General features: G+C 45.7%; 13 protein-coding genes. 5 read left to right on the top strand and 8 right to left on the bottom strand.

Going from position 1 to position 20262, the window contains the following annotated elements:
- The first annotated feature begins 60 nt into the window (after positions 1-60).
- The 5 genes from R8N49_RS02680 (at position 61) to R8N49_RS02660 (ending at position 8652) form a co-directional block, all read left to right on the top strand.
- The gene (locus R8N49_RS02680; RefSeq protein ID WP_138939049.1) at positions 61-1800 is read left to right on the top strand and encodes a glycoside hydrolase family 9 protein; all 1740 of its coding nucleotides are present in this window, start codon (positions 61-63) and stop codon (positions 1798-1800) included.
- A 2-nt stretch (positions 1801-1802) separates the two neighbouring features.
- Entirely contained in the window at positions 1803-2693 is an 891-nt protein-coding gene (locus tag R8N49_RS02675) for an N-acetylglucosamine kinase (protein WP_213961882.1), read from the top strand.
- Positions 2694-2701: 8 nt separating this feature from the next.
- A complete protein-coding gene (locus R8N49_RS02670; RefSeq protein ID WP_186584669.1) occupies positions 2702-4621 on the top strand; it encodes a beta-N-acetylhexosaminidase in 1920 nt (639 codons plus the stop codon).
- An 84-nt stretch (positions 4622-4705) separates the two neighbouring features.
- Entirely contained in the window at positions 4706-7114 is a 2409-nt protein-coding gene (locus R8N49_RS02665; RefSeq protein ID WP_186584668.1) for a GH36-type glycosyl hydrolase domain-containing protein, read from the top strand.
- A 125-nt stretch (positions 7115-7239) separates the two neighbouring features.
- Positions 7240-8652, top strand: a complete 1413-nt coding sequence (locus R8N49_RS02660) for a phosphoglucomutase/phosphomannomutase family protein (RefSeq protein ID WP_186584667.1) — start codon at positions 7240-7242, stop codon at positions 8650-8652.
- Positions 8653-8810: 158 nt separating this feature from the next.
- Here R8N49_RS02660 and R8N49_RS02655 read toward each other — a convergent pair whose 3' ends face one another.
- From R8N49_RS02655 to R8N49_RS02620, 8 genes are all read right to left on the bottom strand, one after another.
- Entirely contained in the window at positions 8811-9842 is a 1032-nt protein-coding gene (locus R8N49_RS02655; RefSeq protein WP_064354280.1) for an ABC transporter ATP-binding protein, read from the bottom strand.
- A complete protein-coding gene (locus R8N49_RS02650) occupies positions 9842-11467 on the bottom strand; it encodes an ABC transporter permease (RefSeq protein WP_005386564.1) in 1626 nt (541 codons plus the stop codon). Before R8N49_RS02650 ends, R8N49_RS02655 begins: the two co-directional genes overlap by 1 nt.
- A gap of 99 nt (positions 11468-11566) precedes the next feature.
- Positions 11567-12580 (bottom strand): Fe(3+) ABC transporter substrate-binding protein, encoded by a 1014-nt coding sequence (locus R8N49_RS02645; RefSeq protein WP_005386566.1) that lies wholly within the window; start codon positions 12578-12580, stop codon positions 11567-11569.
- Between the two features lie 152 nt (positions 12581-12732).
- Entirely contained in the window at positions 12733-13962 is a 1230-nt protein-coding gene (locus R8N49_RS02640; RefSeq protein WP_047102648.1) for an ammonium transporter, read from the bottom strand.
- Between the two features lie 27 nt (positions 13963-13989).
- Positions 13990-14328, bottom strand: a complete 339-nt coding sequence (locus R8N49_RS02635; protein WP_005386570.1) for a P-II family nitrogen regulator — start codon at positions 14326-14328, stop codon at positions 13990-13992.
- Between the two features lie 188 nt (positions 14329-14516).
- Positions 14517-14885, bottom strand: a complete 369-nt coding sequence (locus tag R8N49_RS02630; RefSeq protein WP_182016242.1) for a YacL family protein — start codon at positions 14883-14885, stop codon at positions 14517-14519.
- Between the two features lie 99 nt (positions 14886-14984).
- Positions 14985-17582, bottom strand: coding sequence for a bifunctional aconitate hydratase 2/2-methylisocitrate dehydratase (acnB, locus tag R8N49_RS02625; RefSeq protein ID WP_064368754.1), 2598 nt, complete (start codon positions 17580-17582; stop codon positions 14985-14987).
- 268 nt (positions 17583-17850) lie between these two features.
- A complete protein-coding gene (locus R8N49_RS02620; protein ID WP_047102650.1) occupies positions 17851-20181 on the bottom strand; it encodes a patatin-like phospholipase family protein in 2331 nt (776 codons plus the stop codon).
- Positions 20182-20262: the final 81 nt, after the last annotated feature.

The raw sequence follows: 20262 nt of genomic DNA, 5'->3' as shown, positions 1-20262 counted from the left end.
TAACGAGGGTCAGGTTCAGCCTGACCCATTCCTGTTTTTATCGTTTCCCGGAGACATTGAATGCTGCTACTGACTAACCACATTGGTTATGAACGTCTGGGCCCAAAGAAAGCCATTATCCAGACCGAACAACCACACTTGTCTTCTTACACTGCTCAATTGATTTGTGCCACTAGCGAGCAAACCGTGGCAACTTTTGCGGTTGAAGAACAAGGTAAAGTGGCGAACTGGCATCAGGGCTATTTCTACCTCATCGACTTTTCCTCTTTCACAACGTCAGGTGACTATTTCTTGCAAGTAGAAGATACGCGCTCTTCCTCTTTCATCGTTGGCGAACACATTCTGTTGGATCAAACTTTGTCAGATGTGATCCACTACTTCAAATCGCAACGTTGCGGCGGGATCTTCGATCAACAAGATCGACAACTTCCAGTACTAAACTCCAATAAAAAGGTTGATGTACACGGCGGCTGGTACGACGCATCAGGAGACGTTAGCAAGTATTTAAGTCACCTTTCATACGCGAATTATTTGAATCCTCAACAAACCCCAATGGTGGTTTGGAACATCCTAAAAGGGGTTTCGTTGCTTGAAGGAAGCGAAGACATTGCAGCTTTCACACGTACACGTCTGATTGAAGAAGCCCTGTTCGGTGCAGACTTTCTTGTGCGTATGCAAAACGAAAAAGGCTTTTTCTACATGACGGTCTTTGACAAGTGGAGCAAAGATACTGCGCAACGCGAGATTTGCGCGTACGAAACTCAACTTGGTCACAAATTTGACGACTATCAAGCAGGCTTTCGACAAGGTGGCGGTGTCGCCATTGCAGCGCTAGCGGCAGCGTCGCGTTTAAGTGTTCACGGTGAATACGATCAACAAAAATACCGCAACGCTGCCGAAAATGGTTACTGGCACTTAAAAGAGCACAATACGCAGTACCTCAATGATGGGGAAGAAAACATTATCGACGAATACTGTGCGCTACTGGCTTGTGTAGAACTGTTTAAAGCAACCAAAGAAACTCGCTACTTGGAAGAGAGCCGTTTGTGGGCGCAACGTTTAGTTGCACGCCAAATGAGCGACGAGCAGATTCAACACTTTTGGTCAGCAAACCAAGACGGCAGCCGTCCATATTTTCACGCAGCCGAAGCAGGTCTACCAGTTATTGCCCTATGCGAATATCTATCAATTGAAGACGACTCAGCACGAGCGGAATCGGTAAAACGTATCGTAAACCTAGCGTGTGAGTTTGAGATCACAATATCGAATAAAGTGATCAACCCATTCGGTTACCCTCGCCAATATGTTAAAGGCGTAAATGAGTCAAAACGCGAGGCATTTTTTGTCGCACACAACAATGAATCCGGCTATTGGTGGCAAGGCGAGAATGCTCGACTTGGCTCTCTCGCGACCATGGCGTACCTTGCTCAACCGCATATAGCGTCGCAAGAAGTACAGCAACAACTTTCTGTGTTTGCTCAAGATGCATTGAACTGGGTTGTAGGCTTAAACCCATACGACATGTGCATGCTAGATGGCCATGGTCGTAACAACCCTGATTACCTCCCTCAATATGGTTTCTTCAACGCAAAAGGTGGCGTGTGTAACGGAATCACTGGCGGCTTTGAAGACGAGGAAGACATTGCATTTAACCCACCTGCACAAAAAGAAGACGTGTTACAAAACTGGCGCTGGGGCGAACAATGGATCCCGCATGGCGCTTGGTACTTACTCGCGATAATGAGTCAAGCTCAGCATGTTTCTCAGTTGGCGACCTCTAAAAATATGAAGGAAGAATAATCATGGGAATGTATTTTGTCGGTATCGATGGTGGCGGCACGTCATGTCGAGCCAGGATTAAAGATTCACAAGGTAATTTTCTTGGCGAGGCCAAAAGCGGCAGTGCCAACATCATGCTAGGTGCTGAAATAGCAATGGCTTCGATTCTTGAATCTATCACTTCGGCTACCGAGCAAGGCGGTCTGACACAACAAGATTTCGCGTCGATGCACGTCGGCTTAGCCCTTGCTGGCGCAGAGCACAAAGCATCTTGGCAAGCCTTCATGTCTCTTCCTCATCCATTTGCCAGTATGACTCTGAATACTGATGCTTACGGTGCGTGCGTTGGTGCGCACAATGGCGAAGATGGCGCAATCATGATTGCGGGAACCGGTTCTTGTGGCATCTACCTTAAAGGATTGGAGCAACACGTTGTCGGTGGTCGTGAGTTCCCTATTTCGGATCAAGGTGGCGGCGCAGTGATGGGGCTACGCCTAGTTCAGCAAGTTTTGTTAGCTGAAGATGGCATCAGAGAAAAAACGCCCCTAGCACAACACGTTATGACGCATTTCGGAAATGAGGTCGACAACGTGGTGGCGTGGTCAAAACAGGCGCTTCCTCGTGATTATGGGCAGTTTTCTCCGGCTATTTTCCAACATGCGGAACAAGGCGATGCACTGGCCATTGAAATGCTGAAGCAAACCGCAGCGGATATAGAAATGTTTCTCGTGGCATTAAACAAGCGCGGCGCAACACGTATTTGTTTAATGGGCAGCATAGCTGAACGCATTGTACGTTGGCTTTCACCACCAGTTCAGCAATGGATTGTTGAGCCACAGTTTGACGCGATTGAAGGCGCAATTATGTTTGCTGGCAAACCAGAACATAACCTTTACTCGCTCAGTGCGGCGTAGGAGTAGATATGGAATATCGTGTTGATCTCGTAGTCCTTTCTGAGCAGAAACAAAACTGCCGCTTTGGCCTCACCTTTCATAACTTGAGCGACCAAGACCTAAACAGCTGGAGCTTAACTTTCGCTTTCGATCGTTACATTCTTCCAGACAGCGTTTCAAATGGTCAACTGACTCAAATTGGTAGTTTTTGCACACTTAAGCCAGAAGGGCTGGTACTGGCTGCCAACCATCACTATTACTGTGAATTCAGTATTGGTTCGAACCCATTCCGTTATTACTCGGATGGCTTTAACGAAGCGATGATCAACTTTGTCGTTGATGGAAACCCACAGCGCGCACAAGTGGATGTCACGCCTATCGTATTAGCTTCACCATACCGTGAACGCAGTGAGATTCCTGCAAGTTTAACCCATGCACAACCCTTGCTGCCAAAACCAAACCATATTGAGGTCAGCGATCACTATTTTAGCTTTGACCATCATGCTGGCGTCGCGGTTTATTCAAGCCTGGCCAATTCAGCTAAAGAATGGCTACTTGAAGAGCTTAAGCGCATTCACCAATTTGAGTTCGCATCAGACAATGGCAGTCAGATCATCTTCAAAGGCAACCCAACCTTGGATGAAGGCGCTTACAAACTGAAAGTAGCCGAAGAGTCAATCAAAATTGAAGCAGGATCTTCGTCTGGTTTTACCCATGCTTGTGCAACGTTATTACAACTAATCAAAGTTGGCGATCAACCTAACTCAATGGAAGTAGTTTGCTGTTCAATCAAGGACAGGCCACGCTTTCGTTACCGCGGTATGATGCTCGATTGTGCTCGTCATTTTCACTCCATTGAGCAAGTCAAACGCTTGATCAACCAACTGGCTCATTACAAGTTCAATACGTTCCATTGGCATCTTACCGACGATGAGGGTTGGCGAATTGAAATCAAATCACTGCCTCAACTGACCGATATTGGTGCTTGGCGCGGATTGGATGAGATCAATGAACCACAGTACACGCACTTTGATGAACGTTACGGCGGCTTCTACACACAAGAAGACATCAAAGACGTTATCGAATTTGCATCGCAACGCGGCATCACCATCATTCCTGAAATTGATGTACCTGGTCATTGCCGAGCCGCCATCAAGTCGTTACCACACCTATTGGTAGAAGCGGAAGATACCACCGAATACCGCAGTATTCAGCATTACAACGACAACGTCATTAACCCTGCTCTGCCGGGGAGTTATGAATTTATCGACAAAGTGCTAGAAGAAGTCTCTGCACTTTTTCCTGCGCCTTACGTTCATATTGGTGCCGACGAAGTACCTAACGGCGTATGGTCAAAAAGCCCAGCATGCCAAGCACTAATGGAACAACTGGGTTACAGCGACTACAAAGATTTGCAAGGACACTTCTTGCATTATGCCGAAGACAAACTTCGTAAATTGGGCAAACGCATGCTGGGCTGGGAAGAAGCTCAACACGGCGACAAAGTCAGTAAAGATACGGTGATCTACTCATGGCTAAGCGAAGAAGCGGCCTTGAACTGTGCTCGCCAAGGCTTTGATGTGGTGCTGCAACCAGCACAAACCACTTACCTAGATATGACCCAAGACTACGCACCTGAAGAACCGGGCGTGGACTGGGCAAACCCACTGCCACTAGAAAAAGCTTACAACTACGAACCGCTCGCTGAAGTGCCTGCTGACGACCCAATACGTAAGCGCATTTGGGGCATTCAAACAGCATTATGGTGCGAAATTATCAATAACCAACCTCGCATGGACTACATGATCTTCCCTCGTTTAACTGCAATGGCAGAAGCATGTTGGACAGACAAACAACACCGAGATTGGACCGACTATTTATCACGCTTGAAAGGCCATCTACCTCTGCTTGATTTGCAGGGAGTGAATTACCGTAAACCGTGGAAGTAATACAAAACTGATGTCGAAACATCACGCTTGAAGAGTTTTTAAATTTTGGCTGCTGATGCAGCTTCGTAAAAAGGAAAGACACAAATGAAATACGGCTATTTCGATAACGAGAATCGCGAATACGTCATCACTCGCCCTGACGTACCAGCACCATGGACCAACTACCTAGGTACTGAGAAGTTCTGTACGGTTATCTCGCACAACGCGGGTGGCTACTCGTTCTACAACTCTCCAGAATACAACCGTGTTACTAAATTCCGTCCAAATGCGACATTCGATCGCCCAGGACACTACGTTTACTTGCGTGATGATGAGACAGGTGATTACTGGTCAATCTCTTGGCAACCAGTTGCGAAGAGCCTAGACGAAGCAAACTACGAAGTTCGTCACGGCTTGTCTTACTCTAAGTTCAAATGTGAATACAGCGGTATTACCGCAACAAAAACTCTGTTCATACCAAAAGGCGAAGACGCTGAAGTCTGGGATGTAGTGATTAAAAACACCTCTGACAAACCACGTACGATCAGTGCATTCTCATTTGTTGAGTTCTCATTCAGCCACATTCAATCTGATAACCAAAACCATCAGATGTCTCTGTACTCGGCAGGTACGGCTTACAACGAAGGCGTGATCGAGTACGACCTGTACTACAACACCAACGATTTCGAAGGCTTCTACTACCTAGCTTCAACATTTGATCCAGATTCATACGACGGCCAACGTGACAGCTTCCTAGGCCTATACCGTGACGAAGCAAACCCGTTAGCGGTAGAACAAGGTAAGTGTTTCAATACAGCACAAACGTGTTACAACCACTGTGGCTCTTTGCATAAGAAATTTACTATTCAGCCGGGTGAAGAGGTTCGCTTTGCTTACATTCTAGGTATCGGTAAAGGCAACGGTGAGCGTCTGCGTGCTAAGTACCAAGACCTTGCAGAAGTCGACAACGCATTTGCGGGTATCAAAGCACACTGGGATGAGCGTTGTGGCAAGTTCCAAGTGAAATCGCCAAACGAAGGTCTAGATACCATGATCAACGCTTGGACACTATACCAAGCAGAAACGTGTGTGGTGTGGTCTCGCTTTGCTTCATTCATCGAGGTGGGAGGCCGTACTGGTCTTGGTTACCGCGATACAGCGCAAGATGCAATCTCAGTTCCTCACGCTAACCCAGCAATGACGCGCAAACGTATCGTTGACCTACTGCGCGGCCAAGTAAAAGCGGGCTACGGTCTACACCTATTCGATCCAGATTGGTTTGATCCAGAAAAAGCTGATGTTAAACCATCTAAATCTCCAACCGTAGTTCCAACACCTTCTGATGAAGACAAAATTCACGGCATCGAAGACACCTGTTCTGATGATCACCTATGGCTAGTTCCAACCATCTGTAAGTACGTGATGGAAACCGGTGAGCACAGCTTCTTCGACGAAGTGATCCCTTACGCCGACGGTGGCGATGCAACGGTTTATGACCACATGAAAGCCGCGCTAGACTTCTCGGCTGAATACGTAGGTCAAACCGGTATCTGTAAAGGTCTGCGTGCAGACTGGAACGACTGTCTGAACCTAGGTGGCGGCGAATCTTCAATGGTGTCGTTCCTACATTTCTGGGCACTGCAGGAGTTCATCGACCTAGCGAAATACCTAGGTAAGGAAGCCGACGTTGAAAAATACACCGAGATGGCAGCAAACGTGCGTGAAGCGTGTGAAACACACCTTTGGGACGAAGAAGGCGGCTGGTATATCCGTGGTCTAACGAAAAACGGCGAAAAGATCGGTACAGCGCAACAAAAAGAAGGTCGTGTACACCTAGAGTCAAACACACTTGCGGTACTTTCTGGTGCGGTATCTCAAGAGCGCGGCGAAAAAGCGATGGACGCTGTCGATGAGAACCTATTCTCTGAATACGGCCTCCACCTAAACTCACCATCTTTTGCAACACCGAATGATGATATCGGCTTCGTAACTCGTGTTTACCAAGGCGTAAAAGAGAACGGTGCGATCTTCTCGCATCCAAATCCATGGGCTTGGGTAGCTGAAGCGAAACTGGGTCGTGGTGATCGTGCAATGAAGTTCTACGATGCACTGAACCCATACAACCAGAACGACATCATCGAAAAACGTATTGCAGAACCTTACTCATACGTACAGTTCATCATGGGTCGTGACCACCAAGACCACGGTCGTGCAAACCACCCATGGTTAACAGGTACGTCAGGCTGGGCTTACTTCGCTGTTACCAACTTTATCCTTGGTGTGCGTACAGGCTTCGATGGCCTAACTATCGATCCATGTATCCCAACGAACTGGCCTGGTTTCGAAGTGACTCGTCAATGGCTAGGTGCAACGTACAACATCAAAGTAGTTAACCCAAACTCAGTAAGCAAAGGCGTTAAGTCGATTACTGTGAACGGTGAAGCAGTGAATGGTGCCTCTGTCCCAGTTCAAGCGGAAGGTTCAGTAAACGAAGTTATCGTTACTCTAGGTTAATCATCTTTTGGGGGAGAGCTTTTCCCCTTTTGATTTATCCGATGCACTTGAGTTTGAGAAGTGCATCGGTTCGCTAGCAAAGATTTAAGAGGCGGTGGGATACCGCTCTTATCGAGGATCGAATCATGATCAAATTTGGTACAGGCGGTTGGCGTGCATTTATCGGTGAGGAGTTCACCAAAGATAATGTACGTTTGGTCGCTCAAGCAGTTGCAAACATCACGAATAACGAATCGGTTGCTGATCGCGGTTTTGTGATTGGCTATGACCGTCGTTTTCTTTCCGATAAAGCAGGTCGTTGGTTCGCTGAGGTTCTAGCAGCAAACGGCATTGTGGTTAGCTTTATCGACAAATTTGTCCCAACACCTATCGTAATGTTTAAAGCGAAAGAAATGGGCTGCGCATACTCGGCATGTATTACCGCATCACACAACCCTGCCGATTACAACGGCATTAAAGTCTTCATTGAAGGCGGTCGTGACGCAGATGAAATCATCACCCAAAAAATCGAATCACAAATAGACGCGCTCACCGTGCAAGATGTAAAAAGCGTCGACTTTGAACAAGCGGTTGAAGATAAGCTGATTGAAATCATCAACCCGATGAACGAATTCGTTGACTCAATCATCGACTTTATCGACATAGGGGCGATCAAGAAAGCGAATTTACGTGTTTTGATCGACCCAATGTTTGGTGTCGCGAAAAACGCACTGCAAACCGTATTAATCAACGGCCGCTGTGACGTTGATGTGATTAACGATGGCAAAAACCCAGACTTCGGTGGGTTAATGCCTTCGCCAAGCGCTGCAACACTCTACCGTTTGATGCACCTAGTGAAAGAGCAAGGTTACGATATTGGCATCGGTACTGATGGCGATGCGGACCGTCTTGGCATTATCGACGAAAAAGGTAACTTCATTCATCCAAATGAAGTGCTACTGCTGCTTTACTACTACCTACTTGAATACAAAGGCTGGAAAGGCTCCGTGGTACGTAACATCGCAACCACACACCTTCTCGATAAAGTCGCCGAAGATCATGGCGAAAAATGCTTTGAGGTTCCTGTAGGCTTTAAGCACATCAGTTCCAAAATGGAAGCGGATGACTCACTGATTGGCGGGGAAAGCTCTGGCGGCCTAACCATTCGCGGCCACATCAAAGGTAAAGACGGCGTATTCGCATCAAGTCTATTGGTAGAAATGATTTCAGTAACCGGCAAGAAGCTGTCTGAGTTGCTAGATGAAATCTACGGCAAGTACGGCTATGCCTACATGGCAGAAGGCGATTGCAAGTTCAAACCAGCGCAAAAAGACGTACTGTTCAACAAGATTTATGTTGAAAAGCAGTTGCCTGAGTTTGAGTTTGAAATCGAAAAAGTCAGCTATGAAGATGGCGCGAAAGTCTACTTCAAAAACGGCGGTTGGATCATCGCTCGCTTCTCTGGCACTGAGCCACTGCTACGAATTTTTGCAGAGATGCAAGATAAGGACACTGCGGAACGTGTTCTTCAACAGTTTAAAGACTTCTTGTCTTTATAACTGAACCTTGTGCCCGCTTCGCGCACTATGATGAGAGTCGACGCTGTCTGAAAAGGCGCTCATCAAAAAGGAGAAGAGCACTTGCCCGGCTCCACAGCCGGGCTTTTTTATTGTATGTTGGAAAGTCGTAAACGAGATAGAAAAGATACTCAGGAGCGTTAAGCAAATGCCAGGACGCCTTGAGTTTCAATTTTCACCGCGACGGACTCACCTATATTTAATGCTTGCGAAGCTGTAGCTAACAAACGGTCACCATTCGCGTTAATCACATAACGGCAGTGATCACCCATAAAATGCTGTTCCAATACGGTTACCGAACTATCTTCATCGGATTGAATTTGCACATGCTGCGGTCTTAGCAGTAAAGAGCACTCCGCCTGTACTGGAATATCTTGTTGAGCCGTGGCTTCAACCACGCCCAAGTGGGTTTCATATTCTGAATTCGAAACCCGTTTAGCAGCAAGGTAACTGCCACCCCCTAAGAAATCAGCGACAAATTTACTTGAAGGCTGGTAGTAAAGCTCAGATGCTGTGCCATATTGCTCGATGACTCCATTGTTCATCACTGCCATTTTATCGGCGAAAGCAAAAGCCTCTTCACGGCTATGCGTAACAAAAATGGCAGTCACGCCTTGCGCCTTAAAAATCTTACGGATCTCACTTATCAACTCATGGCGAACTTGCGTATCAATATTAGAAAACGGTTCATCAAGTAACAATAAGTCTGGGCTGTAAGCTAATGAGCGAGCAATCGCAACACGCTGCTGCTGTCCACCAGACAATTGATGAGGATAACGATCGCCATAACCTTGAAGATGCACGAGTTCTAACATTTCTTGAACTTTGGCATTTTTCTCTTTTGTCGAGTACTGCTTTAAGCCAAAGGCAATGTTTTGCTCCACCGTCAAGTGAGGAAAAAGTGCGTAATCTTGGAAAATCATCCCTATATTACGCTGTTCTGGCGGCAACCAGTTTTCCCCATCATCAATTGTGACGCAATTTAGACTCATTTCGCCTGACGTTAACGGCAATAATCCCGCAACGGCCTTTAATAGTGTTGTTTTCCCACAACCACTAGCTCCTAGCAAACAGACAATCTGCCCTTGTTCTACCTCAAGAGACAATGATTCGAGTACGGTTTGATCGTCATATTGGCACGTTAGGTTTTTAATTGATAATGCACAGCTCATCAGTGATTTTGCTCCAGTGAACGGTTAACAACAACAAGCGGGATCAACCCAACAAGAACCAACAGGACCGCTGGTAAAGCGGCCAATTCTAAATGCTCATCCGAGGCGAAGTTATAAACGTATGTGGCTAGTGTTTCAAAGTTAAACGGACGAAGTAACAAAGCCGCATTAAGCTCTTTCATCGACTCGATAAACACTAATAAAGCTGCAATCAGTGCACCGCGCTTAACCAGCGGAAAGTGCACGCGCCACAGCATGGCATTGGGCTTACAACCCATAGTGCGCGATGCCATATCTAACGACGGAGAAATTTTATTTAAATTACTTTCGATACTACCAATCGCTACCGCGGAAAAGCGCACAACCATGGCAAATACTAGTGCGAACATGGAACCAGAAAAGATAAGTCCCGGCCTTCCCCACTCCATGGCTTTAGCAACGTCGTTGACACGATGATCCATAAACAGCACAGCGACCATCACACCGATGGCTAGTACCGTTCCTGGTACTGCATAGCCCATAGAAGAAAGACGCATAAATGCCAAGCTTTCTCGTTTACCATTGACTCGATGGGTAAAGTTAACGATCAGTGCGACAGCAACACCAATAATCGCAGCAATAACAGACACAACTAAGCTATTCCATGCGTATTCACGAAACTCTGAGGTCCAACTCTGTGCAAAATAAGTGATCGCATAATCAATCAGCTGTAGTAGCGGCAAAATAAACGCGACCGAAACCAAGCCCCAGCACCAAACTAGTGCGGTCCACTTTTTCCAGCCCGTCAACTCGTAACGAAAATCTTCGTGACTGTTAAATTGGCTTTGAAAAAGCTTTTGTTTACGGCGGCTGTATCGTTCGGCACTAAGAAGCAGTACTACAATGACGAGCATCATGGCAGAAATCTTGGCTGCCGCATTAAGATTAGAGTACCCCAACCAAGTATCGTAGACCGCTGTGGTTAACGTATTCACCGCGAAGTAACTTACCGTACCAAAGTCACCAATGGTCTCCATTGCGACCAATGATAAACCCACTGCGATAGAGGGTCTTACTAACGGCATCGAGATGCGCCAAAAACTTTCCCATGGAGAGCACTTGAGCAAACGCGCGCTTTGCAATAAAGAGACATTTTGCTCCATAAACGCAGCTCGGCACAATAAATACACGTAAGGATACAACACCAAAGCCAACACAAAGGTCGCACCAGGCAACGTACGAATGTCAGGGAACCAATACTCGCCAGGTCCCCATCCGGTTACATCACGCAAAAAGATCTGAATCGGGCCTGCAAAATCAAACCAATCAGTAAAAATATAACCAATGATATAACCTGGCATTGCAAGAGGTAGTACCAATGCCCACTGCAACCATTTTTCGGTCGGCAGTTTACACATGGCCATTATCCAAGCGCTTGGAATACCAAGAATTAAGGACAGCACCATTACGCCAACAGTTAGCGCAACCGTGTTAAAAATATAAGTCGGCATGACCGTTGCCATTAAATGAGCAAACAAATCATCCGTTTCACCAATCGCGGTGTAGAAGATCGCTAAGATCGGCAAAACCAGTAGCAGAGTTATTACCCCACTACTGGTTTTCCATAAAGAGTGTTTATCTTTCATCGCCTAATTACTGCAAGGCTGTATGAAATACAAATGCTGTTGCAAATACATCTCATATCCTTTAATCAAATGGGGGTACTGTTATACCCCCACAAGGAATTAAAGGTCAAATTTCACTTCGTCTAATAGCTTAATTGCCGCTTCGTGGTTGGCTGCAATATCGTCTAGAGAAAGCTTGTCTGCTTTAAAGTCACCCCAAGATTCCACAAGCTCAGAACGCTTCACGCCTTCTTTAACTGGGTACTCATAGTTAACTTCTGCGTACATTTGCTGCGCTTTGTCACCCGTTAGGAATTCCATTAGCTTCACAGCATTGTCTTTGTTTGGAGAGTACTTCGCCATCGCCATACCAGAGATATTCACGTGAGTGCCTGTAGTCTCTTGGTTAGGGAAGTTGATGTAAACTGCATCAGCCCAAGCCTTTTGCTCTTTGTCGTTAACCATTTTACCTAGGTAGTAGCTGTTACCCAGAGAAACATCACATAGGCCTTCTTTGATCGCTTTAACTTGTGCACGGTCGTTGCCTTGTGGTTTGCGAGCAAGGTTTGCTTTCACGCCTTCCAACCACTCTTTGGTTTCTGCTTCGCCATTGTGAGCAATCATTGCTGAAACTAGAGAAACGTTGTACGGGTGCTTACCGCTACGAGTACAAATTTTACCTTTGAACTCTGGCTTAGCTAAGTCTGCGTAGTTGAAATCTGCGCCTAGTTTACCTACGCGATCACGTGATGAATAAACGCTACGAGAACGTAGAGTTAGAGCAAACCACTCATTCTCTTTATCTTGGTATTGAGCAGGTACGTTTTCTTCAATGATTTTGCTATCGACTTTCTGAACTAAACCTTTGTTTGTCAGTTCAGCTAGACGGCTGATGTCTGTCGTAAGAATAACGTCAGCAGGGCTGTACTCACCTTCTTGAGCTAGCTTTTCTGCTAAGCCTTTTTTAGCAAATTTTACGTTTACTTTGATGCCAGTTTCTTTAGTGAACTCATTGAACATAGGTTCAACTAGGAAAGGTTGACGGTAAGAGTAGACGTTCACTTCTTCAGCAGCCATTGCTGTTGGAGCTAGAGTAGCGCAAGTTAGTGCTGAAAGAGTTAGCAGTTTTTTCATTGTTTAATCCTTTACCATGCTAATGATAACGTTTATCAGTTGCGTTATTATATGTATGTTCAATAAGAAGACAATGACGAATATTAAAAAACCTGCTCATCGGAGCAGGTTTTATTGTGTTAAGTGTGTAACCATTTATTACAAGCTAATGATTATTTCACCGTAACAAACTCTGGGTAAGCACCAACACCACAATCATGCATGTCCATACCTTCCATTTCTTCATCTTCTGTAACGCGAATCCCAACGGTTGCTTTCAAGATTGCCCACACAACTAGGCTGGCACCAAATACCCAAGCAAAGATAACTACGGCACCTAAAAGCTGTGCACCAAACGTTGCATCACCGTTGCTCAGTGGCACTACCATTAGGCCGAAGAAACCACACACACCGTGAACTGAGATAGCACCTACTGGATCGTCAATTTTAAGTTTATCTAGAGCAATGATACTGAATACTACTAGTGCACCCGACACCGCACCAATCGCAACCGCGTACAGTGGTGATGGCGATAGAGGGTCTGCAGTGATGGCAACCAAGCCAGCTAGCGCGCCATTGAGGATCATCGTTAAATCGGCTTTACCCCAAGTAGTTTTACAAACGAATAGGGCCGCAATTGCACCGGCAGCCGCTGCTGCGTTAGTGTTTAGAAAGATCTGACCTACCGCTGTAGCATTCTCAAAATCTGAAACCATCAACTGAGAGCCACCGTTAAATCCAAACCAGCCAAACCAAAGGATAAAAGTACCCAACGTTGCCAAAGGCATGTTAGAACCTGGAATCGGATAGATTTCACCATTTTTACCGTACTTACCCTTACGCGCGCCAAGCAGTAACACACCAGCAAGAGCAGCAGAAGCACCAGCCATATGTACGATACCAGAACCCGCAAAGTCACTAAATCCAGCTTCTGCTAGGAAGCCTCCACCCCATGTCCAGTAACCTTCCATTGGATAGATAAACGCAGTTAAAATCGCAGAGAAAATCAAGAAAGACCAAAGCTTCATGCGCTCAGCTACCGCACCAGAAACGACGGACATGGCAGTTGCAACGAAGACAACTTGGAAGAAGAAGTCAGACTCTAAAGAGTGGTCGGCCCCTTCACCTTGAGTACCAATTAGCGTACCAAATGAAGGTAACCAGCCTCCTTCTCCATTATCGACATACATGATGTTATAACCGACAATCAGAAACATCGTACATGCGATGGCGTACAAACAGATGTTCTTCGTAAGAATTTCTGTTGTGTTTTTAGAGCGCACAAGGCCAGCCTCTAGCATCGCAAAGCCTGCTGCCATCCACATTACCAACGCACCGGAAATGAGGAAGAAAAAGGTGTCAAGTGCGTAACGTAACTCGGTTACTGTTGTTGCTAATTCCATAATAAGTATCTCCAATCCTTTGAATTCTTAAAGTGCTTCTGCGTCCATTTCGCCAGTTCGGATACGCACCGCTTGGTTCAGATCGTAAACAAAAATTTTACCGTCGCCGATTTTTCCGGTTTGCGCAGCTTTTGTAATTGCTTCAACAACACGATCTACATTGTCTGCGTGAGTCGCGATTTCAATTTTCACCTTTGGTAGGAAATCAACTTGATACTCTGCACCGCGATACAATTCCGTGTGACCTTTTTGACGACCGAACCCTTTAACTTCTGATACTGTCATCCCTTCGATACCGACATCAGCCAATGCTTCTCGTACATCGTCTAATTTAAACGGCTTAATAATGGCATTGATTATTTTCATTGAGTTATCTCCGAAGCTTTCATCCTGAAACACTTCTTATAATCCAATCTACGTGCCAAGTTTTTAAGTCATTGAATAATAAAAGCTAACCTCAATTTACATATCTATAAACAAAAAGAGCGCACCATATCGGTGCGCCCTTTTCACAAATTTAAAGCAACGGCAGAGAAATTACCCAAAACTGTGCATTAAATGTTCAAAAAGTCTTTCCATTGTTCGATAAGTGTCATGAAATCCTCTATCCCACAACTTGCTGTACTTTCTGCATTGTAGAAGTCGAACTCACTTTCCATCTCGACATCATATTCATGGGCTAATGCGTTTTCTTGTACAAGAACTTCGTCGCCCTGAATCATCAAGCTAATTTCCGTGCCTGTCAGGTTATGCTCCTGAGAAGGCGCTAAAAATGACCGCTCAATTAGCTTTTCAACCTGTGCAATCTTCATCGGATCTTTGCCAATTTCTTCTTGCAACCAGCGCCCTACAATCTCATGTCCCATGCTACATTTTACGTAGTACTCGCCCATCAACGTGTTACGAATGAATTCAAATTCCACCGAGATTGCCTATTTCGTATCAATTTGGTGCGAGTATAGCGAATTGCTCCCATAAAAAAAGCACCTCATGTGAGGTGCTTTTGAATTGTGCATTTCTGATTATGCCGGTTCTTGGAAGATCACTTCGTCCGCTTTCTTGGTGTATTGATCCATTTTATGGAAGTTCAAGTAGCGGTACGTATCCGTTGCCGTAGCGTCGATTTGCTTCGCGTATTCTAGGTATTCTTCTTTGGTTGGAATCTTACCTAGAATTGCACCTACTGCAGCTAGCTCAGCTGACGACAGGTAAACATTCGCACCAGTACCCAGACGGTTCGGGAAGTTACGCGTTGAAGTCGACATTACTGTTGATTTATCTGCAACACGCGCTTGGTTACCCATACAAAGTGAACACCCTGGCGTTTCAATACGCACCCCTGCACGTCCGAAGATACCGTAGTAGCCTTCTTCAATCAGTTGGTCTTTATCCATCTTTGTTGGTGGCGCTACCCAAAGGCGCGTCGCTAACTGGCCATTGAACTTATCAAGCAATTTACCTGCTGCGCGGAAGTGACCGATGTTCGTCATACAAGAACCGATGAACACTTCATCAATCGCTGTGCCTTGTACTTCAGACAACAAGCGAGCGTCATCTGGGTCATTCGGTGCACATAGTACTGGCTCATTGATTTCAGCCATATCGATTTCAATCACATGTGCGTATTCAGCGTCTTTATCTGCTTGCATCAGCTCAGGGTTTGCTAGCCACTCTTGCATTGCAGTAATGCGGCGCTCGATAGTACGGCGATCACCGTAGCCTTCAGAGATCATCCACTTCAGCATCACGATGTTAGAGTTTAAGTACTCTTCGATCGACTCTTGAGACAATTTCACAGTACAACCTGCCGCCGAACGCTCTGCAGATGCATCAGAAAGCTCAAATGCTTGCTCAACCGTTAGCGTTTCTAAGCCTTCAATCTCAAGGATACGGCCAGAAAATTCGTTGATCTTGCCCGCTTTCTCTACCGTTAGTAGACCTTGCTGAATCGCGTAGTAAGGGATGGCATGAACAAGATCACGCAGTGTAATACCCGGTTGCATTTCACCTTTAAAACGAACCAAGATTGACTCTGGCATGTCTAGCGGCATAACGCCTGTCGCAGCTGCAAAGGCAACCAAGCCCGAGCCAGCTGGGAATGAAATACCCAGAGGGAAACGAGTATGTGAGTCACCACCCGTACCAACAGTATCCGGCAGTAGCATACGGTTTAGCCATGAGTGGATAATACCGTCACCAGGACGAAGAGATACACCACCGCGGTTCATAATAAAGTCCGGAAGTGTATGGTGAGTGTTAACGTCTACTGGTTTTGGATAAGCCGATGTGTGACAGAAAGACTGCATGACAAGATCAGCAGAGAAGCCGAGACACGCCAAGTCTTTAAGTTCATCACGAGTCATAGGGCCTGTAGTATCTTGCGAGCCTACTGTCGTCATCTTCGGCTCACAGTAGGTACCAGGGCGAATGCCTTCTACGCCACACGCTTTACCAACCATTTTCTGTGCAAGCGTGTAACCCTTGCCAGAATCTGCGATTTCACCAGGTTTACGGAATACATCCGAAGGCTCAAGACCTAGAGACTGGCGCGCTTTGTCTGTCAAACCACGACCGATGATCAATGGGATACGACCACCAGCACGAACTTCATCAATCAGTACTTCTGTTTTTAGCGAGAACTCAGCTAGAACCTCACCAGTTTCGTGGTTGCAAACTTTACCTTCATATGGGTAAACATCGATAACATCGCCCATGTTGAGCTTAGTTACGTCAACTTCGATTGGTAGTGCGCCAGCATCTTCCATTGTGTTAAAGAAGATAGGGGCAATTTTGCCACCAAGCACATACCCACCAGCTCGTTTGTTTGGAACGTAAGGGATATCATCACCCATAAACCAAAGCACTGAGTTGGTTGCAGATTTACGTGAAGAGCCAGTACCAACAACATCACCAACGTAAACCAATTGATGACCTTTGTCTTTTAACTCTTCAATTTGCTTGATCGGGCCAATAGTACCCGGTTGATCAGGGTTTATTCCTTCACGCTCGTTTTTAAGCATCGCCAGTGCGTGTACTGGGATATCAGGACGAGACCAAGCGTCAGGTGCAGGTGAAAGGTCATCCGTGTTCGTTTCACCTGTTACTTTAAATACGGTTAGAGTGACTTTTTCTTCAAGCTTAGGCTTAGAAAGGAACCACTCAGCATCAGCCCATGATTGAAGTACTTTCTGTGCATGCGCATTGCCTGCTTTTGCTTTCTCTTCTACGTCATAGAAAGCATCAAACATTAGCAGCGTATGAGACAGCGCTTTTACTGCGATCTCTGCCAGTGCTTCATCATCCAATAGCTCAACTAGCGGTTCGATGTTGTAACCACCTTGCATAGTGCCTAGCAGTTCAGCCGCTTTTTCACGACTCACTAATGGTGATTTAACTTCACCTTTTGCTACTGCTGTTAGGAAACCCGCTTTTACATAAGCAGCTTCATCAACACCTGGAGGGATACGGTTTTCAAGTAGGTCAAGAATGACTTTTTCTTCACCTTCCGGGGGATTTTTCAGAAGTTCTACAAGTCCAGCAACTTGTTCTGCGTCTAGCGGTTTAGGAACAACTCCTTCAGCAGCACGCTCTTCGACGTGTTTACGGTAGGCTTCAAGCACGACTTTTTCCTCTCATTGCGGTTCCTCCTCTATTATTACTATTGTTAAAGTAAAGGAGTGAACATCCTTGGAAACTTGGCTCTCCATTGCCCTTGTTTTCATTCAATTATGATTGAGAAACAGCGCCGTAGAGGCCAAACTGTGGGCAAAATAATAGCAAATTTAACCTTAAATTAAAATCTTATCATTTTGACCAACATAGCAACTTACGACTAAAGTTCTGCTAATTTTGACCAAATATGCCAAGTTTTTGCTTTCTCATACCCGATTAATTAAACGATGTTCCTACGATCAAATACACAGCATCCAAATCTTGCTCGGTACGACCGTATGCCAACATTATTGGTCCTATTGGTGAGTCAACACCAAAGAAGATGGAGCCAGCATTGTAAAGCGGCGCTTCGTTTAGTTTCAGATCATTATCAGACCAAACACCGCCATATTCGACCGATGCACCCAGGTAGACTGGAGCTTCAAACAATCCGAAATCATTATCAAACCACTTATATCGGTACACCAAACTGCTGAAAAATAAGTTCTGTCCGATCAGGCTATTTCTTGGGATTCCCGATAGGCTTAAGAAGCCGCCCAACTCTCTGGGATCAAGCGGTAAAGATGAGTTTTTACTCTCTACAAAACTATATTCAGCATGTCCGACTAAAGTATGACGCTGATGACTCACTGCACCTTTAAATCGTGCAGAGATTTCATAAACGGTATCTTCAATAATTTTGTCAGTTTCTAAAAGGCTAACGCCTTGAGGACTTTGATCATGAGACACTAAATATTCGAGATCGACTAAAAGCCCACGAGTCGGAAATGCGAAATCATCAAGTGTATCTAGGCGATAATTGGCAAACAGGCCACGACGTTCAAAATCCAATTTACCAGCAGAAGCCAAAGTAGAAAGCTCAATATCTCCGGTTGAGTAGCGAGCGCCAAATCGAAGTTCTTGCCACAATGTGGGTTGGATACCTATCGCTAACTCTGTTGTAAAATCATCGTAAGTGACCGGAAAAAAATCATTTACTGACTCTAAATCTGGTGCTTGAGGCTCTGTTAAAGGTAAGTTTCGGCTCTCACTGCCATAGGAAATACGCCCCGATACAAAAAGTTCTTGGCTAGATAAAACAGGGGAATACAACTCAGCTTCAATCAGCTTATCCGTGCCCATTTCTACGTTGAACGCCAACTCCGCGCCATGAGAGTTCAAGTTGGTAAAGTTGGTTGATATCCCTATGCCGTACTGGCTATCTGTATCGAAGTCATCTTCAAGAAAAAATCGGAAGTTGAGATAATTAGGCCCCCACGACTTCTCGTTAACATCAAAAACCAACAATGTCTCACCATCAACCTCTTCAAAGTGATAAGTGATGAGCTCGAACCGATCTAACGCGTAGAGGTTTTCAACGGCTTTCTCAATTTCGGCCGTTGAAATACGACGTCCGGTTTCTAATTCAATACGATTCGTCAACAACACATCGCTGTAGTGCGTGTTATTTACAATCACAATGTCATCAACCACACGCTGATCGCCATAAATCAAAGTTTTACGAACTTCTTGTTTGCGGTCGATGTATTTTTGATAGTCCGCGTTGGACAAGCGTAACTCTTTCAGCTTGTCTTTTAATTGCTTGGTAATATCGTACCCAGCTTGAAAAGCCCAAGGCATTTTGTCGAACTCGACGGTTTCCATGGTGCCCACATTGGGACGAATATAGATATCTTGAGGTTCAAGCTCGTCCACTTGCTGTTGTGTACTACGACGAACGAGATAGTTAGAGAGTTGGTCCGCGACAGTAAACAGCCCCGTAAATTCATCTTCGGTTTTGTAATCGGTGCTAATATCGACGGCAATAACGACATCAGCCCCCATGGCGCGAGCCACATCGACAGGCATGTTATTGACGACGCCGCCATCAACAAGCATATGGCCATTGAGCTTATAAGGAGGAAGCGCTCCTGGTACAGACATGCTAGCCATCATTGCATCAACAAGGTAACCATTGCCCAGTACGACTTCTTCTAGGGCAAGAATATCTGTCGCAACAGAACGATAGGGAATGGCAAGATCATCAAAAGAATCGAATCGCCCTAAGTTCCCTGTAGTCTCACGCAATACTCGCAACATGTTCTGGCCTTGCACCACACCCGTTGGTGCTCGTACCTCACCGAATCTTAAGCCGAGGTCGGTATTAATTTGATAGCGGTCTTCATACTCTTTGTCACGAACTCTACGTTGGCTACGGTCAACACGATCTCGATAACCGCTGCCCCAATCGACGGTGTAGATAAAACTCTCGATTTCATCAGCACTCATCCCCGTGGCATAAAGCCCACCCACATAGGCGCCCATACTGGTACCGGTCACAATATCCACAGGAATCTGCATTTCTTCCAATGCTTTTAAAACTCCAATGTGTGCCGCCCCTTTCGCTCCGCCACCAGCAAGCACAACCGCCACCTTTGGTCGAGGTTCCAAGTCATCCGTTTTTGTTAGAGAGTTTGCGAGGGAAACAGAAGGAGTGATCATCAAAAAGGTACTAACCCAAAGCGCAAAGTTGCGAACCGATGGGCTTGATAACAGCTTTTTGAACATTCACTTCTTCCTTTATTGAATATCTGATCAAGTAGGGCGTGCTAGCAGTACTGTACTAACACGCCCTAATATGTACTAAGA

The organism is Vibrio sp. 1978, assembly GCF_033344345.1.
The sequence above is the reverse complement of the archived record's forward strand: the minus strand, read 5'-3'. Positions and strand labels throughout refer to the sequence as shown.